The following is a 25,143-nucleotide window of genomic DNA, read 5'->3' on the forward strand; positions in this document are numbered from 1 at the left end:
GATGCAATACATGAATTTCCACAAGTGTCTCCTGAGTCAACATCGGCCGCCGCCCTGATCATGGTATTAGGCGGCCATTTTGCCCCAGGTGGGTCAATTTTAAGTCGGCGCTAGTGGGTCAGTATTACTCCGGCGGTGACATTATCGGCACTGCCACCGCCGCCAGTATCTGGAACTGCGGCGCCATCGGCGTGGCGGTAGCCTACCACCATCTTGAAATTGCCATTGCCCTGAGTGCGCTAAACTTCTTCACGCTGCGCTATATGGGCCGGCTGGTGCGGTCAGTGACAGGGGAGCCTGTGGTTGAAGATGGGCATGCGACCAAGCCTGTGGAAGTTCGGGAGTCTGATAACGAAAAAAGCCCCTGAAATCAGGGGCTTTTTTTGCGGTTGGTTGGTGGAGACGGCGTCCCTATAAAAACATCTATAGGATTTTGATTTAGTTATAGTTGTTAAATAATTTTTTGCCGTTACCCGCAATGTTACCCACAATTTTGCTTCATGAGGAGCTTTTTACTGAACCAGCTTGTATCGGAATCCGGAAATATTAGTTAGCTACTAATTAGTTATGTGATCTATATTAGATCGATCTCCGGTACCCCAGCAGAGGTCAGCAGTTGGAAAAGCTCATCTACCTTTACCCGACCACCACGCTCTGAGCAAAAGGTAAAGATTGCTCTTTGTTTGGCTCGAGAGAGTGCTACAAAGAAAGTTGCAAGCCCTTCAGCGTTTCCTGGTGTATGTGACCACCATGTTTGATCATCAAGCCCGAGAAAGACAATTGTGTCGTACTCAAGTCCCTTGCTCTTATGTACTGTCATCAGAGGAATCTGGTCAACACCTTCGAATAAATCTACGCACGCCTCCCAAGATATTGCGTTTTTGGCAGATTCGGCAAGGTACTCGCAGAAGGCTTCTACCATGATTTCCAGAAGATCCCCTGTAGAGTACTGAACGTAAGAGCGTGCAAATTCCTTCAGGCCCAAGAAGTCAACGATCTTATTCGATATCAGGTGGGCGTTGGTCTCAGTCGGTGGTAGGCCCTCCATTGTTTCGCGAAGGTCTTTTAAAAAAGATTCGAATTCAGATTCAATGCGTCTTTCTGCAACATCGTCAGATGGAGGAACAGCTCGGAGCTCCCTCACCGCGTTAACGCATAGCTCCCATGCCCTTGGTGCCTGGCGTGAAGCCCCTAGTCGCATCAAGGCGATTGCAGTACAGGAAAAATGGTCGGATAAAAGATCTTGGAGCGTCGTTTTGCCTATTGCTTTGCTTTCGTTCCTTACCTGTAGACCTTGTTTCATAAGTGGGGTAACAAGGTTTTTCTCGAAAATGTCGGCCCTTTGTTTTACCAGGATGGCGTAATTTCGAGGAGTATTTCCTCTATCCCTCATATCGGTGACTAGCCAGCTGGCCAAGTACTCCACCTCATCGCTGATTCGAGTTGAGCACCATACCTGAGCGACGTCCCCATCTATTCTATTGACTGATTGAGACTTGGATTCGGTAACACCTTGATCGAGAGCTTTGGCAACAACATGTTGAATCTGAACAAGTTCTGGAGAAGAGCGAAAATTGAATAACAAAGGAATGCTGGTAGCATTGAAGTCGTGGCTGAACTGTTCAAAGGCATCAATTCTGGCGCCTGCCCAAGTCATTATTCTCTGTTTGTTGTCTCCCACTGCGGTGACGCTGATTTCTCCACCACTGAATGCTGAAAGAAGAAAATCGTACTGTGCATATGTCGTATCTTGGAATTCATCAACAAAGACAAAAGGGTACGTTAGCTGCAAAGCACGCCTTACATGAGGTACCGCGCGCAACAAGAGCTCTGCTAGACGGTTCAGCGCAACAAAAGTCAGCTTGGAGGAGTGGTAGGACCGCAAAAGTTCGTCCCACCAACACTGAATAATAAATTCGGTGGCCGTTTTAGGTGTATGACGAGCAATGGGAAGTCTATGAGCTCCGACCCAACGCGACTCGAAGGTATTTGGGCTGAAATCCGGTACCTCACCTGGCCATTGAGCCGCGGAGCCCGCAAGGAACTGTTCGATCTTCCGGCGTGGTGGAAATTCAATGTCATATCGTTCTGTCGGACGCCAATCGGCCGGTATGGCCGCAAGGAAGCGATCAACTAGGCTTTTTGTGAAGGCATCAAAGGTCACCGAGGAAAATCGGTTCGATAATTCCTCCGGACACCGCTTTTTTACACGCTCTCCTAAATTCGAGGCTGCGTCACTTTTAAATGAAATTGCGAGTATTCGATATGGTGCAGGGCATATTCCTGTCTCAAGTAAGTAGGCAGCCCTTTGAGCCAGAAATTCCGTCTTGCCTGCACCGGGCCCGGCAAAAACGCACGTTGAGCTATCGTTTTTTAGCGCCTGCCACGCAGCTGGTTCCAAGTCTGCTATGCCTCGCGGGTGCCATTGATGCGGTTGGGTGAGCAACATTCGAGCCGACCTTCGATTATTGGGGTGTTAGGTTGTTAGCCACTGTTGCGATGAGAGCCTTCAGCTCCTCAGGCGCTTGCGCTGACAGTTGCTCGGTGGGAATGCTGCTCAATACACGAACATGTGTGCTGGGCTTTCCCCTCCCCAGGAAGAGGTAGCGGTACCAACGCAAGGACTGATCGTGGTCTGCGCTATAAAGGTTCCCGTTTCCCCCTTCTCCTAGGACAGCGGTCCGTGGGTCCCCTTGGGAAGACGGGCCGTTTCGTCCATCCTCAACAACCTGATAATGCATGGGGAGTGAGCGGAGCATCGAATAGTCAAGGTCAAGAGGGTCACAAAAGAACACGCTGTGCCTTCTTAAAAAGCCTAACCATTGATTCAGTCCTGCTAAATCGTCATCCGATCGCGCATCGAACGTTGCGAGATCATGAGAGGGCCCATTAGGTGATGGAGATTGAAAAATCTGTTGCGGAGTGACCCCGATTTCCATCAGCTGAGAGCATGCGGTTTTGATTCGACCCCAACCCCCGCCTTCTCTCCCCCGGTCAAGATCAAGGAGCGTGGCATAGGGGATTTCCAGGCCGGCAAGAAGGCGCCAGAGGTGGTTTACGTGCCTCCCGCCCAATGGAACCACTGACACTACTGAGCGGTCAATGTCGCACCCCATTGCTTGGCTGACCCTCGGGATGACGATTTCTTCAGAGGCTCCCTCTCCAAGAACTACGAAGCGGGCAAAATATAATTCGGGGTAACTGCGAACGGCCTCACGTACGAATTTCGAGGCGTCCTCCTGGTTTTCCGGCAATGTTATTGCCTTAACTTGCGCTGTTCTATCAGGTGATTTTAGCCGGAAATGTCTTACTTGGGAGGGATCGACTCGCGCAAGAATGCTTGCAGAGTGGCTTGATAGGACTGCTTGTGCATGATTACCGCCGGTTAAATTTACGATTTGCCCGACTATCCGTGATAGATAGAACGGTGCGAGATTGTTTTCGGGCTCTTCGACGGCTATCAAAGTGAGCGCAGGAAGGGGTATGCCGCCAGGCTGGAATCCCGCGTTAGTGGAATCGTTTGAAATGCTGGCCTCGACATCAAGGGTTGATGCCGTCATTGCTAGATGAAAAAGTGAGCGCTGGCCATCACTTAGATCATCAAGTGCTCGCTCTCGACCCGCTTCATCCGGATGGAAGACGACCTCTACTTTACGTATGAATTCTTGGAATCGCAGATCGATAGGCCGAAATATCGGTGTGGTGTCGGTGCCGGCAGTATGGACCTCTTGCCATCGCCGTTTCACAGCATTTGCCACAGTATCTACAGCCGTCTCTCCCGTGAATGCGGCATTGAGAGTCGAACCCGCTTCAGCAAATGTACTTCTTACACCATCTGACCAGTTAATTGCCCGCCAAAGCCGACCTCGCAGAAATGCGGTCACTTGGGATGCCCCGTCTCTTGAAGCCGGTACATAGATCAGTTGGATTCGGCTTCGGTCTGCAGCTTTTACGTCCATGCAGTCCGCGTCTTCGAATTCTCCAAACTTTTTGACAGCAAAATACCTTTGCTCGATGGCTCCGTCGAGAGAGCCATCATCTATCCATGTTGCTTCTAAGCGGATTCTGCATTTCAGGTTTCCGTGTTGATCAGCAGCCATCTGATGGAAGAATTCAGGAACAGAGCGTGCGCTAACTTCGTCAGACGACAGCTCTGGAAATGCTATAACGGCTTCAATGGCAAGGTTTCGTTCGCTTGGAGATATGCTTTCGTCGCTCGGAATATGAAAATCTTGACGGCGAAGTCTTCTTTGATCTCCGGTGATGCCGAATAGCCGTTGGAGCGCCTGCATTAATGCTGTTTTTCCCGAACCATTGAATCCCACTAGCGCGGTCAGGCCTGGGTCCAAATCAATACGTTGTGAAACCGGGCCGAAGCACCGAAAGCTGGTAAGGCTGATGCTCTCTATAAACATAAAACTCCCTAGGTGGCTCGTATCATCGAGCTGCAGCGCGCAATTAACTCCGGAAATGTCTGTTCATATTGGCTGAAATCTTTCTGTATGTCAGGGCAGAACTTATTCAAATAAATCTGACACATATATCACCTCTGTGAGCTAGGGCACTGACTGTGCCTCCCCTCCCAATTCACAGAGGTAATTCCAATGTCTGAAAAATGCCCCAACTGCCTGTCCATCCGGATCGGTATGAACAATTACGGCAAGAAAACCGCTGGCGTGGTCGGTGCGTCTGCCGGTACCTATGGCGGTTTTGCCGCCGCAACAGCTGGTGCTAAGGCCGGTGCCGCCCTGGGAATCGTCGGCGGTCCGATAGGCGCGACTGTCGGTGGTATTGGCGGTGCTGTTATCGGTGCGTTGCTTGGCGGCGCAACTGGTGCTTCCGCTGGTGTAATCCTGGGCGACGTTCTCGATGAGCGTGTGCTCGACAACTACCGCTGCCTTGATTGCGGCTATTCCTTCAGTGTCGACCCTGACTCCCCAGACGACATCCGTTAATTCCCCTCGCGCATTTCAAAGGAGAACAACCATGGCTCATCTCATCGAGCAAATGGCCTATGTTGGCCAAACCCCGTGGCATGGCCTGGGGAACGAACTCACCTCGAATCAGCCCCTGGAAGTCTGGGCAAAGCAAGCCGGCCTGGACTGGCAGATCCAGGAAAGCCCGGTCCGCTATGTCACTAATTCTGGCGGCACCCTGGGCGAGATCCTGTCCTACCCGGATTCCAAAGTGCTTTATCGCTCGGATACAAGAGCACCGCTATCGGTGGTCGGCAACCGCTTCAAAGTGGTTCAGCCTGAGGAGATCCTGGAGTTCTATCGGGACCTGACCGAAGTCTCCGGTTTTGAGCTGGAAACTGCAGGTGTTCTGAAAGGTGGCCGGAAAATGTGGGCACTCGCCCGTACCGGCCAAACCGGAATGCTCAAGGGCAACGACCAGACCAACGCTTACGTGCTGCTGGCAACCGCCTGTGACGGCACGATGGCAACGACTGCTCAGTTCACCAGTATTCGAGTGGTGTGCAATAACACTCTCGCCGTTGCCTTGAAGGGCGCTACTGCCAACGCCGTGAAGGTGAAGCACAACACCGCCTTCGACGCCGACCTGGTTAAGAAACAGCTAGGAATCTCGGTCTCAGCTTGGGACCACTTCATGTATAGCCTGAAGACCCTGAGTGAGCGAAAGGTGAAAACCACAGAGGCCAGGAACTACTTCCTGAAGGTATTTACCGATGATTCCGGAAGTGGTGTCGGTAAAACCAACGAGCGATCCATGGCCAAAGCGCTGTCCCTCTATGAAGGCGAGGGCATGGGGGCCACGTTAGCTTCGTCTGACGGCACAGCCTACGGGCTGCTCAATGCGGTGACGGAATTCATCGATCATCAGCGCCGTGCCAAAACTGTGGACCATCGACTGGATTCAGCCTGGTTTGGCACCGGTGCAACCTTGAAGAACCGTGCATTAGAGCAGGCCATGTCACTTGTGGCCTGAGCCAACCCCAAAAATCTCAAAACCGCCATAAAGCCCACCGGAGCCTGATGCTCTGGTGGGTTTTTTTATCTCTGGAGGAAAACACCATGGGCATGAGAGCAAACACAATTCAGAAACAGCGACCGGCCTTGCGACTGGTCTCCACCAAGGGCCTCAGCCGGGATGAATGGTTGAAGGTACGTAAGCAGGGCATTGGCAGTAGTGATGCGGCTGCAGCCGTGGGCATGAACCCTTATCAGTCCCAACTGGAGCTTTGGATGGCCAAAACCGGCAGAGATGCTGGCTTACCAAAACCGGATTCTGACGATCCCACTTCGCCGGTCTATTGGGGCCATATCCTGGAACCGATTGTCGCCGAACAGTACAGCCAGCAAACGGGCCGAAAGGTGCGAAGGGTGAATGCGGTCCTACAACACCCTGATCCCGAAAAGCACTGGATGTTGGCCAACCTGGATTACTCCGTGGTGGCTGATGACGACGTGCAGATCCTGGAGTGCAAGACGGCAGGGGAGTTTGGGTCACGACTTTGGAAAGAGGGCGTGCCCGATTACATTCAGTGCCAGGTTCAGCACCAGCTTGCTGTCACCGGCAAACAGTCGGCAGATGTGTGTGTTTTGCTGTGTGGCCAGGAGTTGAAGATCTACCGCATCGAACGGAATGAGGAGCTCATCGAGGCACTGTATGTGCTGGAGCGCCAGTTCTGGGACTTCGTGGAAACGGATACACCGCCACCGGTCGATGGAACCGATTCTGCTGAACGTGCCTTGCGTCATCTTTACCCAGTGGACAGAGGGGAGACCCTGGACTTCAGCCAAAGCAAGGAGCTGTCTGATGCCTTCGACGAGCTGCTGGCCGTCCGCAAGGAAATGGAAGCCCTCAGTTCGACAGAATCCCACCTGAAACAGCGAATCGAGAGCCAGATGGGCGAAGCCTCAAAGGCAACCTTCCCAAGTGGCAGCGTGAGCTGGAAGCGCAGCAAGGATTACGTTGGGCTCAACGTTAAACAGCTGCTAAAGGATCAGCCAGAGCTTCTGGAGCAGTACCCACTCACAAAGCCGGGAAGTCGGCGATTCCTCATCCAAGCATAAAAAACCCCATTGGCCACGCAGGTGTGAATAGTGTCTCGTGGTCCTTTTTCGAAGGAGAGTCATCATGATTAAAGGTTTAGCCATCACGCCTCCCGTGTTGGGGCGTATCAGCATCGGCCGGATCGTAGAAAAGAATGGCATCCGGCTACCGCAGAAAGACGACCAATTCACCATCACCTCCCAGATCCAGGAGAAGGACACCGGGTGGGTCTTGCATCCGTTAGACGCGGAGTTAAGAAAAGAAGCTACAAACGGAAAATTACGGACGATCCCGGTTCGCATGTTGTTCAACGAAGCGGACCTCAACCTGCGGGCTGAATACACCATGTTCGACCGCAAAAGCGGGCGGCCTATGTGTGTAGGCAATGGCGACACCTGTAAGCGTTTGACGCAGTCAGGAGTGCAGTCGTTGCCATGCCCGGGGCCGACGCTCTGTGAGTTCGGTAAAGGTGGTCTGTGCAAGCCCTACGGCCGCCTGAACGTCAAGGTCGGTGACGATGATGATCTTGGCACCTTTATCTTCCGGACGACTGGTTACAACAGCATCCGGACCCTTGCAGCCAGGCTGAGCTACTACCAGGCCGTCTCTGGTGGTCTGCTGGCGTACATGCCGTTGGAATTGAAGCTGAGAGGGAAGAGCACAGCACAGAGTCATCGGACGCCGATCTACTATGTGGATCTGGTAATAGAGGAGGGTGTGTCATTGCAGGAGGCGGTCGCCGATGCGAGGGAAAAGGCCAAGCAGATGGAGGACGGAGGCGTTGACCAGGTTGCGCTGGATGCGGCTGCGGCGAAGGGATTTGGTAATGCGCTATTTGAATATGAGGAGGATGAGGTGGCTGAAGTAATGGAAGAGTTCTATCCCAGTCTGACAGCTCGTGGGAGGCCAGTGGACTCGATAGTCATGTCGAAGCTTAGAGAGGACCTGAGCTCTGGCAAGTCAGCCACTGTGTAGGTTTTGGCGAGTGGCCGGGCAGGCCGCTCGCCAATGCTTTCTGTGAGGCGCTATTTTTTTGTCGTTGTGTGCAGATGAGGCCATTTTGAGCGTAGCGCTGAAGTAGTCAGATTAGGGTCTATTCTGGAATTACCCTGATACGCATGGTCGTGAAGGTCGAGAGAGGTCGTGTGGTACGCAGCACTTCGGTAGTCTAAGCTACTGATTATTTGGTGCGATTTTGTAGCCTCGGCGAGGTTGCTGTCATTTTAGGTGTCGGTGGATGGAAATGGAGAGGCTATGACAACAACGAGCGCTGGAGGCCAAATGGCAGGGTATCTCTGGCAGGCGGCCGAAGCATGCCGCCGCGCCTTGACAGCTCCAAATGACGTAGTCATTAAGATCGAGGTTGAAGATGACTTGTCAGTCGCGACTATGGAGGGTGCTATCCTCGCGTGTGAGCAGTTGAAGCATAGTGAACACCACAATGTCCTTAGTGAAGACAGCCAAGTTTGGTGGCAAGCAGTAGACGCTTGGATTCGAGGACCCGCTCCTGAGAAAGCGAAGCTTCGGCTGGTGACAACGAGTGATCTCAAGCCGAGCTCTTTACTTGCATCATGTTACCGACCGACAGGGCTTGCTCCATGGGATTCATTACTCGAAAAAATGAATGAGCGGGCGGTTAAAGAGCCGAATAAGCAACTCGCGAACAAAGGCGTCTACGTTCGCTGGAATAATTTGGAAAATTCCAAGCGTGAAATGCTCACTCGTATTGAGATCGCCGGCGCTCAAAGTCGGCTAGCAGCCAGCAATGATTTACTGGAAGAGGCCCTAATGGAGCGGGGAGTCACTCCCGTAATCGTGTCACAAGTGCGTCAGGCTGTGGTTGGCGCATTTATGAGTCGCTTAATGGAGTCTCTCGATTCCGGCGGCTTCGAAGTTACCGTAAAGGAGATGAACTCGGACTTGATGGAAGCATATGCGCGCAATGCTGAGCCAGGAGTGTACGAATTTCCGGAGCTCGATTACACCGATGAAGAAATCCAAAGCCTTCAGGTAGATCACCATCAGCATCTGATTCCGCAATTAGCTGCAATTGACCGAGACCAGCCAAGTACGATTGCGCGCGCCTTGAATAATTGGTTTGAAGCGCGTGCCCGTCGCCAACAGTTCATGGACGGCGCTCCTCACGAAGTTCAGGATCTTAAGCGCCACGATAGAGGCCTGGAAGAATATTGTCAGACCCTGCACGAGGAACACCTGCCAATTTCTGGTCCCGAGAATGCAAAAGAAGTTGGTCGTGAAATCCATGCGACCTGCATGAAGTATCAACCGAAACTGGGGCGTACTGAACCTCCGCTTCCGTTCACGCAAGGAAGTTATCACGAGATGAGCAACGCATTAGTGCTGAAATGGAATCCCAGCTACGGTGAGGAGGAATAAGTGCGGCAGTTCGTTGATACAGACATTCACCAAGAGCCTATGTCATCGGCAGTTATTTTGTACTGGTTAGCTGAAAGCCATGACCGTGCTCGATCCCCTGGCGAGGGAATACTAATACCGTGGGCAATGTTAGGGCTTGGACTGATCTCGACCGAAAGCACTCTGATGTCTTTGCCCTTGAAGAAACAATCGCTCACGGGCTGGCTCAGAGGTGAAGGCGCTGGGAGCTGGCGAGGATATTCGAAGCAGACCATCATTGCGTGGAGAGACACCTTTTGGAGTGCCTGTGCCCACGGCGAAATAGCTGGAATTGTGGGTTTTCAGGAAGGTCGGCTAATCGCTAGGGGAAAAGTTGATTCTCCAAAGGCTGACAGTCGCTCTGCTTTTGTTCGCCGCGTCGCCCGCGCCGTTGGTGGAACACTGGGAGGAGAGCAAGATGATTTGCGCATTGCCAGCGCACTAGGACTGGAGTTTGTCGAATGACCTGGAGAATTAAGAGTCTGGTTCTGTACCAGCGAGGGGGAGCGGACCGTAGGCAACTAACCTTCAGCCTTCATGGTGTGAATGTAATCACCGGTAATAGTCAAACTGGCAAGTCGGCGGTTTTGGATATTTTAAACTACCTCCTGATGAGTCGGTCCTGTCCCATTCCCAAAGGTATCATTCGTCAAGCTGTCTCCTATGTGGGCGTTCATCTGGCCGGCCCTGAGGGAGAGCTTCTGATTGTTCGCCCTTTGCCAGCTCCTGGGAGCAAGGTGTCCACACAGGGGTGGTATCAACTGGGGGCGGATCTTGAATTCCCAAACGAGCCTCCGAAAATGGTGGCGAATCGGGGGCAGATTCGAGACATACTCTCTTCGTTTACAGGGATCTCCGGGGCGGCCGTATTGTCAAACCCTAAGCAGCCCTGGGAGGAGGTTCTTGCGGAAGCGAACATTAGGCATGCCGCTCCGCTTCTTTTTCAACCTCAAGACGTGATCGCTAACCGTCATGTGAGTGTTCCTGGCCTAGACAGAGAAGAGCATCGAAGGCATATGCTAGATGCATTGCCATTTCTGCTTGGTATTGAGGACGCCGAAATACTTGAGGCCCGAGTACGTTTGCGAAAGCTCAAGTCCACTTTGTCCTCGCTGAGGATGAAGCGCAAGGAGCGAGAGAGGCTGAGAGCCAACACTTTTACTCGCGGCCACAAACTGTGGCTCGAGGCCCAAGGTATTGGCTTGCTTGATGGTGAGCATCCGCAATCAGTTTCGGAACTCTTAAAGATCTTGCGAAATGTTGAGGTTGATGAAAATCGGCGTTTCAATGTCGCGACAGCAACACCGGATATCAGCGAGTTGGAAGCTGATGAGTTTGAATCTCGCGATGCAGTACAAGAGGCCCGACAGCGAGTTAGAAGTTTGCGTGATTTTGAGCGTCGTACTGCAGTTCATCAAGATGTTGTTTCTCGGCAGCTTAGTAGGCTGAGTGTCTCAGAGCTTCTCCCAACTCCCGCCGAGAATGGAGTCTGTCCGGTCTGCGAGTCTGGATATTTTAACCCTGAAAAGCACCGCGATCAGTTAGGGATGACCTTCTCTTCTTTGACAGGTATTCGTGCGGTTCCCCTACGAGTTGACTCAAAAGCTCGTAAAACCCGGGCGCGATTGGAAGATGAGCTCGTTCAGCTAGAGGAGAGGCACGAACAGACGCGGAGCAGGCTTCGGGAAGCAATGATAACGATCTCGAAAAATGCTAAGTACCTCAAAGCGGACCGAGAAATCGAACGGTTGCTTGGCCGGATATCCGAGTACATTCGCACCGTAGATGTTGGTGGCATCGATGATGAAGAGGAGGACGTTGACTCGCTGATAGAGCAGATAGATGCTCTCCAGTTGAAACTCAACTCAGTTACGCCTCGCCGCCAAAAAGCACAGAAAACGATTGACCAGACAATGACTGAGCTCGCGCGCCGGATGGAGGTCGAGTTCAAGAAAGGCAACGCATCTATATCGGTAGAGGATCTATCCATCAGGGTCCAGATAGATCCGGACAGTGATGAGATGACTAGTCTAGCCGAAATAGGCAGTGGGGCTAATTGGGTCTGCTATCACTTGGCAGGAATATTGGCCATACACGATCACTTAGAGCGGTTTGCGTGCCCGGTACCACGGACTCTCATACTCGATCAACCGAGTCAGGCTTGGTTTCCAGAAGAGCTGAGAACAACGGATAAGGAGGGAGAGCTGGCTCCTGAGGATGAAGAGGACAAAAATCGAGTCAGGGAAATATATCGTCTACTTGATGAAATGACCTCCCAGGGGGCATTCTCCCAAATTATCGTGATGGATCATGCCAAATTCGGAGATAAGTGGTTTGAGGAGATGACTCGCTACGAGTGGCGACATGGTGAGAAGTTAGTGCCGGAGCACTGGATTGGTTAGCCGGCAAATATTCATTGAGTTGGCCTGAGTAATTTTTCCTGCTGGCACGGTTAACCTACAAATTGTAGGGGTCCTTCGTCTCTGCAGGTACTCCACAATCGGCGGTGTATCATCACATCAAATCCAGTGAGTCTTATGGGCCATTATTACGTTTATGTCTATATCGATCCCCGGAATTTCGAAGAGTTTTACTACGGAAAGGGTAAGGGTTCCCGGAAAAACGCGCACCTAGGTGAGACCTCCGATACGGAGAAGTCGAGACGAATAAAAGCTATTAGGAAAGAGGGGCTGGAGCCGATTGTTCGCGTTATCGCTCGAAATCTGTCTGAGCACGACGCGCTTCTGGTTGAAAAAACGCTTTTATGGAAACTGGGAAAGCATCTCACCAATATTTCCTCCGGGCACTACGCCAGTAACTTCCGGCCACACGATGCCTTACACAAAAAGCTGTCCGGGTTTGATTTCCAGAACGGGCTCTATTACTACAATGTCGGCGAGGGAACTCATCGGAATTGGGATGACTATTTGAGATTCGGCTTCATTTCCGGAGGGCAGGCTTCTCGGTTTCGTGACGCAATGCTGGGTTTCGAGAAGGGAGACATTTTCGCTGCTTATCTGAAGAGGCATGGTTTTGTGGGAATCGGCCGGATAACACAGAAGGCAAAGCCAGTTCGAGAGGTCTATGTTGACGGCAGGCCCCTCCTGCAGCAGGAGTTGAAGTGTCCCCAGATTGCTGAAAACAGTGATGATCCGGACAAGTCGGAATATGCGTGTCTGGTTGATTGGATTTCGATAAGAAAACGGTCTGACGCCTACTGGAAGGCGCGAAGCGGACTCTTTACGTCGCAGCTGGTTCGGGCTTCATTGGATGCGCAGCCTCTGACCGTTGCCTGTTTGGAAGAGGAGTTCTCAGTGGATTTCCAGGAGCTGTTGATTTAAACGCAACGTTTGCGGTCGGCTCAGGGTTCGGCACGGCAATCTACATTTGTAACTTGGCTCGGCTTTATTCGTGTGGGTTCTCAGGAGTAATTCCGGCATTTATCTTATCCTGAGCTTCCCGAAGCCTAGAGATGATGGTCCCGAAGTCGTCCGGGACGCCAAAAAACATCCTGCCTTCAATTGCCGCCGTGTGATCGGCTGCAATCTGTTCAAGTCGATCATCTTCCGGTACGAGAACCATTTTACCCTCTAGCACCGCCTCAAAACTCACGCCTTTTTGCGCCCACCGCTGGCTCTTCATAGCCACTACGTCGGCCATTGCGTCCATGGCCTCGAGGGGGCCAATGAAATCATCTTGCTGAAGGAGGCGGTCCACGTCGTACCAGTGCCGCGCCAGTCGATGAGGGTCCGGGTCTTTCTCCTGAGTCGAAAATTGGTGCAGTGCGGTAAGCTTTTCCCAAAGAACATACCCTGGGTGATATGCGGCAACCGTTGCTTGAGGAAACGCGATGGCCTGAAGCTCTTCCAGTTCTGCAAGATAGCATCCGACATTATGGCTTACTGTTGGTCGGCCCCGGTTTCGGCCACCGAATTCCAGCAGGATGTAGTCGAGCTGGTAGTTGCTGTCATAGCTGCTCAGTCTCGGAAAATGAACGTTTACCTTTTCCCCTTTCGAGTCAGGTTCCAACTCCGCCCGTAGCCCCTCAATGTCATACTCGGCCAGTCTTTCGTTGAGACGATCAACCAGGTTTGCAGACCATTCGGTTAGCAGCTTCGTCTGTCGGTCGCGGAATTTCTTTTTCTGGCTGTTGCTCTGAGTGGATTGCTCCCACGCTGCGATCTCATCAGGTTCACCGGCAAGATCACTCCAGTGAATGGAGAGGTCAATGTCTTCCGAGAAGCGTTCAATGGCTCTCCAGCACTTGCTCAGGGCGGTACCGCCCTTGAAGGCGGTTGAGTAAGCGCCAAGCAGGTTCTCGTTGTAGAGTAGACGAAGGACTTCCGCTACCCAGATATCCTTCTCAAGGAAATTCTGGGCCAGGCCAGCGGGATGCTTTTGGGCGCCAAGGGCCAGGATAGATTTCAGCTCGTCATGCTTTTTGGGATCGCGATAAAGATCGAAAATGTCCGTCAAGCCATCATTTCCTTTTCGAACTGCTCTAATTTGGCGTGCCACCCTTCAGGCAGATGTGTCGACTTGAGCTTTCTGATAGCCGTTCGGCTTTCTGACTCGGAAAGCTTCAGCCTGGAAATGGCCTTTTTCAGTCCGCTGAGCTTAACGGAATTGGCTGGGGTGACGGTTAAGCTTCGCAGTAATTCACCTTCCGGGCGTGATTTCCATCGTAGCTTTGACTCCGCGACGTGCCGCACCTCAACAACTTCGTTGCCAACTGAAAACGTTCTGCTGGCCCCGTTACTCCAAAACACCGTTTTGACCGGGGCCTGTGTTTGCAGGCCGAGTCGATAAGCGGACTCAACACCTTGCCTCACCAGCGTGTAACCATGCTCTTGTGCCCATTTTTTAGCGATCTGTTCTGCGCTAGCCGTGATTTTGATGGATGGCATGCTAGCCAGGGGCTTTGGGCGAACATACATACCTTTGGCTACGCGCTCGACGACGCCTTCTTGAGCGAGCCTGCTTAGTGTTTTTTGCACAGACGCACTCGAGCCCAGCTCATGGAACTGACTAATGGAAAACGGGACGCCCCGCCTCATGTGCCGCAATCGACGGGTTATTTTTTCTGACGTAGACATGGCTTAACCTGACATAGCGATAACATAGTGGATTTAGTCTAGCCCTTTATTGATGGGAGGCGCAAGTACCCCAATGTCAGGACCATATAATTTACTGTGGTGAAAAAAGAAAGGCTCGAGTTGAGTAAGGGTTCTTCTGATTGTTCACTTAATGTTCTATCTCAACCGTCTTAATTTGCCTGTTAGGCCCTCAGTTTGGTCGTGGGAGCAGCTTTTAAAATAGCTGCTCTCTGACTAAATGGGTTAAACACCTGATACGGAGGGCTCTTTCTGCTACTTTTACCCGCAATACTCGGTCTAAAACCGGCTGGCAGCATTGCGGCACTCTCCGTCAGTAGCTGCTTGCCAAGCCCGTGCCTTTCCGCGAGGGCTAGGGGCAGGACGGAACCACTAAATTCGTAGCGAGCATCCCATGAGCACCAACATCGAGCAGATCAAATCCCTGCTGCTGTCTTTGTTACCAAAAGATGGCTCTACTGTCGGAAATCTCAGCCTCAAAGAGCAGTTACGCACTCAGCATCAGTTGGAAATCTCTGATGAGGAATTTGACGCAGCTAGACAGAGCCTGTTGACGGAGGGGGTCGTCGGCAAGGGGCGTGGCCGTGGAGGTGCAACGTATTTTAACCAGGCAAGCGCCGCTGAGCAGCCAGCTCCTGCTGGATTTGAGTTGCAGGCGCAGGTAGCTCCGTCCCAGGAAGATCTGGCCTTTGGCGAGAAGCAGAAATCTGCTCGGCCTCAAACTAATCGCCAACCCGGTAAGAAAAGAGGTGAGCACAGCCAGGTGCTGTCCTATCGGTACGATGAAAAGCGGAAGAACAATCCACACGTGGGAATGGTCGATACTCACTCAGACGGCGTCGAGCAGAAAACAACCTGGCAATACGACCCTCACCTCTCGCCAGAGTTGCAGTTCGATCCAGCTAGATCCCGTGTTGAAGACCTGATTGAAGATGCCCTGCAAGCCAGAGAGGTGGAAGCAAAACAGGCGAAAGATGATTTGCTGACTTGGTTGGACCATGCCTTGGCTGCTGATAACGAGCAAGCCGTTCGGGAAGTTGTATCGAATCTTAGGAAGAGGGTGGCTGACAAAGAATTTCTGGAGCGCGAGCGGGATGATCTTACTGAGCTCAAACGGATGCAGGCACCTTATTTGAACTGGACCGGCAAGGCGGAGCGGACCAGTTTCGAGGTGGATACTGTATCGCTACATGTGCACGAGCGTGTCGACCCGGCGACCATTCTTGCCACTGTTCAGAAAAGGATCAAGGATGCTAAGGGTAAATCGTCCCCAGCTTTGCAGCCCGATCTTTTTCATGCACCTTTCGAAAATCTGCCGCTCAGGGATGCCATAGATTTCTACAAGCATGAGCGCGACTGGGCCAACCGGATGATAGCGGGTGATTCACTGCTCGTTATGAACTCGTTACTCCAAAAAGAGGGCATGGCTGGTCAGGTTCAGATGATTTACATTGATCCGCCATACGGAATCAAGTACGGCTCAAACTTTCAGCCATTCACTAACAAAAGAGATGTAAAGGATCGCAAAGACGAGGACCTTACCCAAGAGCCGGAGATGATCAAAGCTTTCCGAGATACCTGGGAGTTGGGGATACACTCTTACCTGAGTTACTTGAGAGACCGGCTGCTTCTCTCAAAAGAGCTATTAACTGCTAGTGGAAGTGTGTTCGTTCAGATCGGTGATGAAAATCTCCATCACGTCAGAGAACTGATGGATGAGATATTGGGCTCTGATAATTTCGTGGCTGTCATTACCTTTAAAAAAACCGCTGGACAGACCTCTCAGTACTTGCCTGGGACAACGGATTTTTTGGTGTGGTATGCGCGTGATAAACCAAATTTGAGGTATCGGACGCTGTATCGCGAGAGATCTCTCGGTGAAGAAGGGTCCGACGCATACACCATGGCACTATCCTCTTCGGGCAAAGTACGAACGCTTGCTCCAGAGGAAAGGTCTGGAGCGTCTCAAGTTCCTAGTGACGAATCAGTTTTTCGATTTCAGTTGGCGACTAGTCAACGTGAGGGGCGTCCCTCTGGTGAGGGATCGGCAATGCATTTCCCAGTTGTGCTTAATGGTGAGGAGTATTTTCCGACTGCCAATAGAGGATGGACGGCCACCGCCTCTGGTATGCAGCGATTGGTAAAAAGCGGCAGGCTCGCTAGGCAGGGGAATAACATCGCCTATGTGCGAAAGCTGGGCGATTTCCCTGCAATTCCTCTGACAAATTTCTGGAGCGACACTCAGTCAGGTAGTGGTATGGACAAAATTTACGTCGTCCAGTCAAACCAGAAAATCATAGAGCGCTGTTTGCACATGACGACCGATCCTGGGGATCTTGTATTAGATCCCACTTGTGGTTCAGGAACAACAGCCTTTGTTGCAGAGAAATGGGGGCGGCGCTGGATTACATGTGATACATCCCGAGTGGCTGTTGCGCTTGCGAAACAACGTCTCATGACGGCAAGTTTCGAGTACTACGAATTGAAGTATCCGCAGGAGGGCCTCAAGGGCGGATTTATCTATAAGTCAGTTCCGCATATCACGCTGAAGGCAATCGCAAACAACCCTGAGGTGGATGAGATCCATAGAAAGTTTCAGCCAAGGCTCCAAGAGGCTCTGGACTCTTTGAATGGAGCTATTTCGGTAGAAGGATCGTTCACAATAACTAAAGGCTATCGCAGAGGGAGGACTCTCGATTTCACCACTACTGAACCTGACACTGAAACTCTCCCGTCAGGGGTAAACGCGAAGACTAATCAACTTTTGGAGTGGGAAGTTCCAATTGAATTCCCAGAAGATTGGCCTGAAAAAGCACGCTCTGTATTTGAACACTTTCATGCGGTTCGCAGAACAATGCAGGAAAAAGTTGATGCAAGTATTAGTGCTCATGCGGGACAAGAAGTTCTGACAGATCAGCCGGTAATAAGTAAGTCCAAATTGAGAATCACTGGTCCTTTCACGGTCGAAGCCGTTCCATTTGCGACGGTTCTTGGTATCAATGAGCTTGAACAACCAGATGAAGCTGACACGGCGGTTGCTCGATCTGGAGTTACTTCTCGCCAAGGCCAGTGGCGAGCAGAGTTATTAAAGTCAGGAATCCGGGGAAAAGGCGGGCAACAAATCAAGCTTCAGGACCTCGAGATACTCCCAGGTGCCCATTACATTCACGCTATTGGCACTGTAGCGGAAAGTGGGGACCGTGTGGCAGTCAGCTTTGGCCCTGAGCACGCAGCACTTGAGCAACGCCAGGTAGAAATTGCTATGAGGGAGGCTAGCGATCTCTTTCCTCTTCCTAAAATGCTCGTTTTCTGTGCCTTCAATTTCGATCCTGAAGCAGCAAAAGATATTGATAACATAAAGGGTGTCCAGGCGCTAAAAGTACATATGAACACGGACCTGCTCACCGACGATCTCAAAAAAGGTCGAGCCAGCAATCAGTCGTTCTGGCTGATGGGGCAGCCAGACGTTGAGGTGCATGAGCTGAAGGCAGGAAAACTCCAGGTCGAGGTGCATGGATTTGACTATTTCGATACCAAGACAGGAGAGCTGAAATCTGGCGGCAAGAAGAACATAGCCATGTGGCAGCTTGATACCGATTACGATAACCGATCATTGTACGCTCGCCAGGTATTCTTCCCCATGGCAGGCAAGAAAGACGGATGGTACCGACTGAAGAAGGATATTCGAGCTGAGCTCAATGAAGATCTCATGGATAAATTCCATGGCACCAAGTCAATTCCTTTCGAGCCAGGCGACAATCGCTGCATAGCGGTTAAGATCGTGGATGACCGGGGTATCGAGTCATTGAAAGTCATCAGGCTGAATTGAGGAGGGAGGCATGGCTGATAAACCGAATTCCCTGGTGATCAATTCGCCGTATGACAAGCCTGATCAGTTCTGGTCACAGGATGATAATGGACGTGTTGCCGGTGTAGTGAGTGGTCGTAGACCTGCCGCCTACGAGCTTTACGATTCCCGGAATAATACGCGCCGAGTTGAGGAGCTGGAAACGGTCAACCGAATCCGTCAGCGTGTCGATGCGTGGCGGGAGGCTGGCTGGCCAGGGGTGACGAGTGTTTCCCGCGAACTGCTTAGCCACTGGTACTCAAGGGGTGAGTGGGACTCTGACTCAAAGCGCTGGAATGGTGGCCCACGACCTTTTCCGTTCTATTTTTGCCAACTTGAAGCCATTGAATCTCTGATCTGGTGGCTGGAAGCTCCAGAGGATTATCGCCAAGGGATCTTTCTGCAAGGCGATGGCGGTCCCTGGGAGCGCATTTGCAACAAAATGGCGACAGGCTCCGGCAAAACCTCGTTGATGGCCTTGATCATTACTTGGCAGACCCTGAATGCCGTCACCTATCCGAAGGATAAACGCTATTCAAAGGCTGTTTTTGTGGTCGCTCCAGGCCTTACCGTAAAAAGCCGGCTGCAGGTGCTCAACCCTGGCAACGAGAGTAACGTTTACGATGAATTCGTGTTGTGCCCGAACGAGGCAATGCGCCAGAAGCTGAACCAGGTGGTTCTGGTCATCGAAAACTGGCACAGCCTGATGCCTCTCAAAGAGCAGGTACGCTCTGTCGTGAAAAAGGGTAAGGAGAGCGATGAGGCGTTTACCCGACGGGTGCTTGGCAAGCTAGCTTCTTACAAAGACATCTTGGTTATTAACGATGAAGCCCACCACGCATACCGCCAAAAGGCTGAGGTGAAAGTCAGCAAGAAAGAGGCGGAGGAAATGGGGATCGATCTGGAGGAGGCGACCCGTTGGATTGAGGGGCTGGATCGTATTCATAAGACCCGTCGAATTCGCCGATGCTTTGACGTAACCGCGACTCCTTTCTCACCTACGGGCAAGAAAAACACGGAGAAAGGGCTATTTGAGTGGATTATCTCGGATTTTGGCCTCAATGACGCCATTGAAGCGGGTTTGGTCAAGACACCTCGAATTGTCGTGCGAGATGACGCGCTACCGGATGCGAAGACATACGCCAGCAAGCTTTACCATCTGTACCGGGACGAGTCCGTAAAGCAGGATCTTGCCCGTAAAGCTCAGCCTACCGACCCTTTACCGGATCTGGTTCAGAAGGCCTATGCGATCCTTGCCTATGATTGGCAAGAGACGGCAAAAAGCTGGGAGGCGGAAGGCCACACGATTCCACCCGTGCTGCTTACCGTTTGCAACCGGACCGAAACCGCGTCCCGTATCGAGCATTTCTTCAACAGCGGCGACTGCCTGATTTCCGGAACCCAGAATCCGCTGGCCACCTTGCGTGTTGATTCGAGGGTTTTGGAAAAAGCCGAGCGAGGGGAAAGCATCACGAAGGACAAAGATTATGCGGTGAGAATGGAGGAGATCATCAATGCATCCATGCTCCCGGCCGATAAGAAGGAAGAACTGCTTTCATTGAAGCAAGAGGAGCAGCTCCGGGCTCTGGTAGATACAGTCGGCAAACGAGGAAAGCCCGGTCAGAATCTTGAGAACGTGATTTCGGTAGCCATGCTGTCCGAGGGATGGGACGCGGCCAACGTAACTCACATCATGGGCTTGAGAGCGTTTAGCAGCCAGCTTCTATGTGAACAGGTTATTGGCCGAGGGTTGCGGCGGGTAGCCCACGATATGGATGAGAATGGCAAGTTCATTCCTGAATATGTGAATGTATTCGGTGTTCCGCTTTCGATCTTCCAGGAAGTGGGCGAGGGCGGCGAGACACCGCCTCCACCCAAACCCAGTGTGCGGGTAGAAGTCCAGCCTGGCAGAAACCACTTCGAAATCCGCTGGCCCAATATTGATAGGGTTCAGACCGTTCTCAAGCCAGAGTTGAGAATGGATTGGGAGGCGGTTGAGCCTCTGACGCTGGACCCGGCTCAAACGCCACTGAATGCGGAAATCGCACCTGCCCTGACCGGTATCCCTAATCTTGCACAAGCGTCTCAGATCGATCTGGAGAAGGCTGTAGAGGGCTTCAGGTTGCAGCACCTGACTTTCCGTGCAGCAAAAAAGCTTTTTGTCAGTAGCAGCGCCGGATTTGAGGGGGATAAGCAGTACCTGGCAGTACAGTTAATCCGTATCGTTGAACAGTTCCTGGAGTCCGAGAAGTTAGATATCCCAAGCCTATGGCACCAGGACCCGGTTCGTCGCCGACTTTTGTTCGCGCTAAATATGGATAACGTAGTCACCCATGTGAATCGGTTTGTAAGCAAACAGAACGTTGAACGCCTGGAAGCTTTGTTCGATGAGCATCAGCCAATCGGTGCGACTTCTCAGATGCGACCTTGGCTAACCACCAAGCCATGCAGGCAGGCAGAGCGCTCCCAGATCAGCCATGTTGTTTACGACAGCACCTGGGAAAAACTTGTGGCGGATGTCTGTGAAAAGGACGATGCAGTCCATTCATGGGCGAAGAACGATCATTTGGGCTTCAAAGTCCGGTACCTGTGGAATGGCTCTTCCCGCAACTTCGTACCGGATTATCTCATTCGGTTAAAGAATGGTCAGACCCTGGTGTTGGAAGTAAAAGGGCAGGATTCAGAGCAGAATCGAGCTAAGCGCGCAGCAATGGATGTCTGGGTTAAAGCGGTGAACGAGCAAGGGGGCTTCGGCTCTTGGTGCTTTGATACGGTGTTTGATCCGAGCTTGGTGAGGGATGTGATTGCACTGCATTCCAAGCAGCCTGTTTCTGCTTGATATCCGTGAATGAGAGAGTGAATGGCATTATTGTTCGGTAATAGGCGGCTGGTTTAGCTGAGCGACCTTCAGGTGGGCGGCAGAGATATGCTCGCCCACCGATTGCATCACTCCAGAAAGGTTACTACCACAGCTGTGGTAGTAACACTCTTTGATTGTCGAGGCCTGTTTTCGGGATGAACACTCCCTATGCTCAGTCTGTATCGTAACTGTCATAGCTCCAAATGGTGCGACGACCGTCGTCTATGTCACGGTTTTCAATCGCATCTTTGATCCATGCATCCACCTCAGACTCTACCCAACCTTCTTTGTCATCAAACAGGGGAACCGGACTAGGGAACTTGCCGGCACTGGAATTGTTGATGATGTCTTTATAAGACAGCGTAGTTTTCTTCATGACGTCGTCTATTTTAAGTATGCGCATTATCTATAGTCCTGACTTGTTGTGTTCAGAGGATGTGGGGGGCATGTAAGAAATGATGAGATGCTGGTAAACGCCCAGAGAATCTGACGGTGGGGATTAGCCCCCCCTTGCACAAGAATCGTCCGCTCGTCGTCGCGCGTTCAACGATGTCCAAAGTGGTCCTGGCTATTTGAGTGCTTCTGCGAGCTCATGAGCCCTCAAGACCGGTGGTTAAGCGGCTTTGCCTAGCTTGGGTATTGTCCTTCGCGGGTGTCCAGTCGGTAGGATTCCTTGTAGGCAGATTCATAATCCACCCGAAGGTCCAGCCGGCCAAGCTCGTTCTCGATCTGGTCGAGGCTTTCACCGTCATTTAGGACAACTGCTATTGTGAGTAATGATTTCGACTCACCTGCCGAGAGAGCATAGTCGTCGGTGAGCAATGTTATTTGCTGGTGATACTGGCGTGTAGATAGCATTTTGTTTACCGTTTCTTTAACGTCAGTTATTGGATTGCCGTCAAGATAAACCTCAAATGCGCTGATAAAGGCAGGGCCAATCCCTTTGTTGATCAGGTCGACTGACAGGACCCCTTTGCCCGGTTGAGTGCTCAGGTTAGTGAATCTGGTTAGGTGAGGCCGGACGGAGAGTCGGTTGTGCTTCCGCGCCAGGACGGCTTGGTAGATAGTGAGACCGAGAGCGCAAATCCCGATTACGGCCGTCGTGAAAGTTCCGATAGTTCCAATCGATGCTTCAATCAATTTCGTTTCCATTTCGTCCGTGTATCTGTCTTTTTGTCTCAAGCTTCAGTGTTTCTTGTCTCAAGCTTCAGTGTTTCTGGCCAGTAGAGCATTTAGCTGTATCAGGCTCGATAGTCAATTCACGGAAGCGGGCCACTCCAAGTCTTGCTCGATGGCAGGTTTGGGGTTCACCTGCGCCCATGAACGTTTATATGGTTCATACGTTCGGTGGTTCTTTTGTTCGGATTCAACGTTCCGAATCAATATTGAACCACGGTCGCCAAGCGCCAATTAGACGATCTTCCTCGAAGAAGCGCTCTGCAATTGCATTGTCCTCGAAGTCAGTGCGATACGAAAAACCGACCGATGATCCGATGAGGTTCAGTGGCTCCTTCTCATTTGGAAATATATGCTCAATGCCCCAGCGCAGTTGGCAAGATGTGGTGTTCGGGCGCGCTTTACGGTTTTCTGGTTCGGTCTTATGGAGCCTGCCCTGTGATCCTCGTTTAAGGTGCAAAGAGAACCGCCTGTGAATGTTGGTCGTTTTGCCAACGTAAAGGCATGGAAACTCCAGGTCCCGAGGCCACCAGTCTTCGTATCTTACTTTCACCAGGTTACCCCCGGGGCCTTTCAGAACAACGGATCTATTCGATCTTAAAAGCTGTTCCCGATTTCCAAGCCACCAAAACGCATAGATGCCAGCATCCTGCGGCAGGTCGATTTTCCTCCCTGCACAAATTTTGTCGATGGTTCTGATTTGACTGGGATTATGCATCGGGAGTTGGCCTCCCTATTGGTTGAAGTCGTGGGACGCCCTCATAGGTTTGGTATAGGTTTTCCCAGAAATACTTCCATACCTTCTTGACCATTTCTTCCGTTGAAGGAAGGTACATCACGGGCTCCTCCAGACCGCCATAGTAAATAATCGACAATCTGTATTGGTCGCATGCTCCCTGGTTGAACCCGGGATGGTGCCCGCAAGCGAAGACTGCTAGGGCATCTCTCGCGACTTCTCCGCGAATAGTGCCAAAACCTTGCCTGCGGAGGTTTCTTAGGGCCTGGTCGAACTTATTCTTCGATTCCTCCAGTCTGTTATTTGCCAAATCATGCTTCGCTTCAAGCTGGAGTATTAGAGGTCTGAGGTGGTCAGCCGTCGGGAACTGCTTGAGTCGATTAAAGAGAGTGTCTGCTAGCTCCCTGGCATCGGTAGGTCTATTCCGTTTATCGGGGTCATTCAGTAGTTGCGAGAGCAAACTCACGAGTCCATAGGCTTGTTCAAGATCAGTGTTTGCTAGATCCAACATCCGCCATGCGGCAGCCCTTCTCACAGGTAATGAAATTGTGCCAGAGCACACCACGCTGTTCAGAGCGGCCCAGTTCTGAGTAGCATCGATCCGTTGATAGAGGTCGACATCTGTCGGTGCAGTATTTAACCAGTCGCTTTCCTCATACTCGATCTGACATGCTCGTAGAAGTTCAGCTTTTCGCTTGTAGAGCGCCATGAACTGCTCTTTAGAGCAAGCGAGCGGTAACTCATCTTGAATAGGGTCGGTGTTGCCCAGCTCCATCAATCTCTTGTTCAACTGGTTCGAGAGAAAGTTCAGGTTGCCATCAAGCGGGGTGACGGACAGTAAAGTTGTTCGGGCTTCCAATGGATAGCGCTCATCGAGCGTTTCCCTGAACAACTGGCGTTCTGTCGCTTCGTCATCCGTCCGCTTGCAAGTATCAATTGTGGTGTTGTAAGCCACCTGAAAGAGAGAGACCACCTGCATCGCCTGATTGATTGAAGGGTTTGGCAGTCTCTTGGCTTCGTCAGGTACGCCTATAGCCTCTGCAAGCATGAAGTAGGTGGCTTGGAAGGCTCTGGCGTAAAGAAGACGCTTTCGAATCGTTCGAATCGTTGGCGGGTGATACCGCAGGGATACGTGGTGACAAAAGTAGTCTTTTTCTTCGGCACTGAGCTGGTCGTTCTCGAGGAGATTTTTTGCCATTTCCTCAGGAATAGGGGTTTCAACACTAAGCGCATGTTCGTTGAGGCCCTTCAGTTTGACGAACGCTCGAGCCCTTTCGAAGTTTTCGTCAAGGCTGTTGTTTTCGTCCCACTCATAGGTTCCTTTGAACTTCAGGTTGAGCCTGTTAGGGAAGAACTCGAGGATTTTGTTGATTCCGGGCGTCCTTGCGCCCGTGTGCCAGTTACCTAAGGTTTTTCGTATGGATCTTGCATCAGCAACCGTGTCTTTTTCTCGACCACCAATCATGCTGGAGTTGGCGAGGGCTTGCGCAAGCTCATCAATCGATCCCGAGAGCAAGTCGAGTAGCCAATCCAGTACCTGAGTCACTGGCATTGTCAGCGCTTCATCATTTTCTTCCATTACCGCTGGAAGATACCAGAATCGCCCCCCGGGCATTCCGGGATCTGTTTTCTGCTCTGAGTCCCAGAAAGCTAGATGTCTGCCAAGACCGGGGGCATACACGTGCGTCGCCATCAGCCATATAACGTGTTTAGGGTTTGAATGAGAAACCCATATATTGCGTTCCAGGAAATTATTGACCTCTGACCACACTGTGAAGTTATGCCGGGCCTGCAACTGAGCGATTTCATCTACGCCAAGTGAGGATAGGATGTCATCTGTCAACGCCGGTTTAAAAGTGACCCACTTATTGGCAATATCGCCGGTTGAAAACTGACCCACCCTTGGCGTTTAAGTGTTGGTTAATAGATCCTGGCTGCTGGCTGAGATCGGTGCGATACCCGCCATTTTCTTGTCCTT

19 protein-coding genes are annotated in these 25,143 nt (G+C 51.6%); 11 read left to right on the top strand and 8 right to left on the bottom strand.

Going from position 1 to position 25,143, the window contains the following annotated elements:
* The first annotated feature begins 113 nt into the window (after window positions 1-113).
* On the top strand, window positions 114-368 hold the full coding sequence (locus AC13D2_RS00610; protein ID WP_482938048.1) for a hypothetical protein: 255 nt from the start codon (window positions 114-116) through the stop codon (window positions 366-368).
* 206 nt (window positions 369-574) lie between these two features.
* On the opposite strand, the gene AC13D2_RS00615 is transcribed toward AC13D2_RS00610, so the two are convergent.
* Window positions 575-2,449: a UvrD-helicase domain-containing protein gene (locus AC13D2_RS00615; RefSeq protein ID WP_482938049.1), complete on the bottom strand. Its 1,875-nt coding sequence runs from the start codon at window positions 2,447-2,449 to the stop codon at window positions 575-577.
* Window positions 2,450-2,465: 16 nt separating this feature from the next.
* Window positions 2,466-4,415, bottom strand: coding sequence for an ATP-dependent nuclease (locus tag AC13D2_RS00620; RefSeq protein WP_482938050.1), 1,950 nt, complete (start codon window positions 4,413-4,415; stop codon window positions 2,466-2,468).
* 189 nt (window positions 4,416-4,604) lie between these two features.
* Here AC13D2_RS00620 and AC13D2_RS00625 point away from each other — a divergent pair, with 189 nt between their 5' ends.
* The 8 genes from AC13D2_RS00625 (at window position 4,605) to AC13D2_RS00660 (ending at window position 12,773) form a co-directional block, all read left to right on the top strand.
* The gene (locus tag AC13D2_RS00625) at window positions 4,605-4,955 is read left to right on the top strand and encodes a hypothetical protein (RefSeq protein ID WP_482938051.1); all 351 of its coding nucleotides are present in this window, start codon (window positions 4,605-4,607) and stop codon (window positions 4,953-4,955) included.
* Window positions 4,956-4,986: 31 nt separating this feature from the next.
* Window positions 4,987-5,949 carry a DUF932 domain-containing protein gene (locus tag AC13D2_RS00630; protein WP_482938052.1) on the top strand — a complete coding sequence of 321 codons (963 nt, stop codon included), beginning with the start codon at window positions 4,987-4,989 and terminating at the stop codon, window positions 5,947-5,949.
* An 86-nt stretch (window positions 5,950-6,035) separates the two neighbouring features.
* A complete protein-coding gene (locus AC13D2_RS00635; RefSeq protein WP_482938053.1) occupies window positions 6,036-7,037 on the top strand; it encodes a YqaJ viral recombinase family nuclease in 1,002 nt (333 codons plus the stop codon).
* A 64-nt stretch (window positions 7,038-7,101) separates the two neighbouring features.
* Entirely contained in the window at window positions 7,102-7,992 is an 891-nt protein-coding gene (locus AC13D2_RS00640) for a recombination directionality factor (RefSeq protein WP_482938054.1), read from the top strand.
* Window positions 7,993-8,298: 306 nt separating this feature from the next.
* The gene (locus tag AC13D2_RS00645) at window positions 8,299-9,414 is read left to right on the top strand and encodes an ABC-three component system protein (RefSeq protein WP_482938055.1); all 1,116 of its coding nucleotides are present in this window, start codon (window positions 8,299-8,301) and stop codon (window positions 9,412-9,414) included.
* Window positions 9,415-9,897: a hypothetical protein gene (locus tag AC13D2_RS00650; protein WP_482938056.1), complete on the top strand. Its 483-nt coding sequence runs from the start codon at window positions 9,415-9,417 to the stop codon at window positions 9,895-9,897.
* Window positions 9,894-11,834 (top strand): DUF3732 domain-containing protein, encoded by a 1,941-nt coding sequence (locus tag AC13D2_RS00655; protein WP_482938057.1) that lies wholly within the window; start codon window positions 9,894-9,896, stop codon window positions 11,832-11,834. The genes AC13D2_RS00650 and AC13D2_RS00655 overlap by 4 nt, the downstream gene beginning before the upstream one ends.
* Before the next feature lie 135 nt (window positions 11,835-11,969).
* Window positions 11,970-12,773, top strand: coding sequence for an LEM-3-like GIY-YIG domain-containing protein (locus tag AC13D2_RS00660; protein WP_482938058.1), 804 nt, complete (start codon window positions 11,970-11,972; stop codon window positions 12,771-12,773).
* A 64-nt stretch (window positions 12,774-12,837) separates the two neighbouring features.
* Here the strand turns inward: AC13D2_RS00660 and AC13D2_RS00665 are convergent, their stop codons facing one another.
* Window positions 12,838-13,908, bottom strand: a complete 1,071-nt coding sequence (locus AC13D2_RS00665; RefSeq protein ID WP_482938059.1) for a nucleotidyl transferase AbiEii/AbiGii toxin family protein — start codon at window positions 13,906-13,908, stop codon at window positions 12,838-12,840.
* Entirely contained in the window at window positions 13,905-14,528 is a 624-nt protein-coding gene (locus tag AC13D2_RS00670) for a DUF6088 family protein (RefSeq protein ID WP_482938060.1), read from the bottom strand. Before AC13D2_RS00670 ends, AC13D2_RS00665 begins: the two co-directional genes overlap by 4 nt.
* Before the next feature lie 412 nt (window positions 14,529-14,940).
* On the opposite strand from AC13D2_RS00670, the gene AC13D2_RS00675 reads away from it, so the two are divergent.
* Both AC13D2_RS00675 and AC13D2_RS00680 read left to right on the top strand, forming a co-directional pair.
* Window positions 14,941-18,375: a site-specific DNA-methyltransferase gene (locus tag AC13D2_RS00675; protein ID WP_482938061.1), complete on the top strand. Its 3,435-nt coding sequence runs from the start codon at window positions 14,941-14,943 to the stop codon at window positions 18,373-18,375.
* Window positions 18,376-18,385: 10 nt separating this feature from the next.
* Window positions 18,386-21,232: a BPTD_3080 family restriction endonuclease gene (locus AC13D2_RS00680; RefSeq protein WP_482938062.1), complete on the top strand. Its 2,847-nt coding sequence runs from the start codon at window positions 18,386-18,388 to the stop codon at window positions 21,230-21,232.
* Window positions 21,233-21,425: 193 nt separating this feature from the next.
* Here AC13D2_RS00680 and AC13D2_RS00685 read toward each other — a convergent pair whose 3' ends face one another.
* The 4 genes from AC13D2_RS00685 to AC13D2_RS00700 form a co-directional block, all read right to left on the bottom strand.
* Entirely contained in the window at window positions 21,426-21,656 is a 231-nt protein-coding gene (locus AC13D2_RS00685) for an AlpA family phage regulatory protein (RefSeq protein WP_482938063.1), read from the bottom strand.
* Window positions 21,657-21,880: 224 nt separating this feature from the next.
* On the bottom strand, window positions 21,881-22,435 hold the full coding sequence (locus tag AC13D2_RS00690) for a hypothetical protein (RefSeq protein WP_482938064.1): 555 nt from the start codon (window positions 22,433-22,435) through the stop codon (window positions 21,881-21,883).
* 184 nt (window positions 22,436-22,619) lie between these two features.
* Window positions 22,620-23,147 (bottom strand): GIY-YIG nuclease family protein, encoded by a 528-nt coding sequence (locus AC13D2_RS00695; RefSeq protein ID WP_482938065.1) that lies wholly within the window; start codon window positions 23,145-23,147, stop codon window positions 22,620-22,622.
* Window positions 23,140-25,065 carry a hypothetical protein gene (locus tag AC13D2_RS00700; protein ID WP_482938066.1) on the bottom strand — a complete coding sequence of 642 codons (1,926 nt, stop codon included), beginning with the start codon at window positions 25,063-25,065 and terminating at the stop codon, window positions 23,140-23,142. The genes AC13D2_RS00695 and AC13D2_RS00700 overlap by 8 nt, the downstream gene beginning before the upstream one ends.
* Between the last annotated feature and the right edge of the window lie 78 nt (window positions 25,066-25,143).

The organism is Marinobacter sp. B-12 (genome assembly GCF_056857915.1).

What these genes read in the sequence shown, in the direction of transcription:
- AC13D2_RS00615 (WP_482938049.1), bottom strand. Translation starts at nt 2,449, where the DNA reads ATGTTGCTCACCCAACCGCATCAATGGCACCCGCGAGGCATAGCAGAC.
- AC13D2_RS00620 (WP_482938050.1), bottom strand. Translation starts at nt 4,415, where the DNA reads ATGTTTATAGAGAGCATCAGCCTTACCAGCTTTCGGTGCTTCGGCCCG.
- AC13D2_RS00625 (WP_482938051.1), top strand. Translation starts at nt 4,605, where the DNA reads ATGTCTGAAAAATGCCCCAACTGCCTGTCCATCCGGATCGGTATGAAC.
- AC13D2_RS00630 (WP_482938052.1), top strand. Translation starts at nt 4,987, where the DNA reads ATGGCTCATCTCATCGAGCAAATGGCCTATGTTGGCCAAACCCCGTGG.
- AC13D2_RS00635 (WP_482938053.1), top strand. Translation starts at nt 6,036, where the DNA reads ATGGGCATGAGAGCAAACACAATTCAGAAACAGCGACCGGCCTTGCGA.
- AC13D2_RS00640 (WP_482938054.1), top strand. Translation starts at nt 7,102, where the DNA reads ATGATTAAAGGTTTAGCCATCACGCCTCCCGTGTTGGGGCGTATCAGC.
- AC13D2_RS00645 (WP_482938055.1), top strand. Translation starts at nt 8,299, where the DNA reads ATGGCAGGGTATCTCTGGCAGGCGGCCGAAGCATGCCGCCGCGCCTTG.
- AC13D2_RS00655 (WP_482938057.1), top strand. Translation starts at nt 9,894, where the DNA reads ATGACCTGGAGAATTAAGAGTCTGGTTCTGTACCAGCGAGGGGGAGCG.
- AC13D2_RS00660 (WP_482938058.1), top strand. Translation starts at nt 11,970, where the DNA reads ATGGGCCATTATTACGTTTATGTCTATATCGATCCCCGGAATTTCGAA.
- AC13D2_RS00670 (WP_482938060.1), bottom strand. Translation starts at nt 14,528, where the DNA reads ATGTCTACGTCAGAAAAAATAACCCGTCGATTGCGGCACATGAGGCGG.
- AC13D2_RS00675 (WP_482938061.1), top strand. Translation starts at nt 14,941, where the DNA reads ATGAGCACCAACATCGAGCAGATCAAATCCCTGCTGCTGTCTTTGTTA.
- AC13D2_RS00680 (WP_482938062.1), top strand. Translation starts at nt 18,386, where the DNA reads ATGGCTGATAAACCGAATTCCCTGGTGATCAATTCGCCGTATGACAAG.
- AC13D2_RS00685 (WP_482938063.1), bottom strand. Translation starts at nt 21,656, where the DNA reads ATGCGCATACTTAAAATAGACGACGTCATGAAGAAAACTACGCTGTCT.
- AC13D2_RS00695 (WP_482938065.1), bottom strand. Translation starts at nt 23,147, where the DNA reads ATGCATAATCCCAGTCAAATCAGAACCATCGACAAAATTTGTGCAGGG.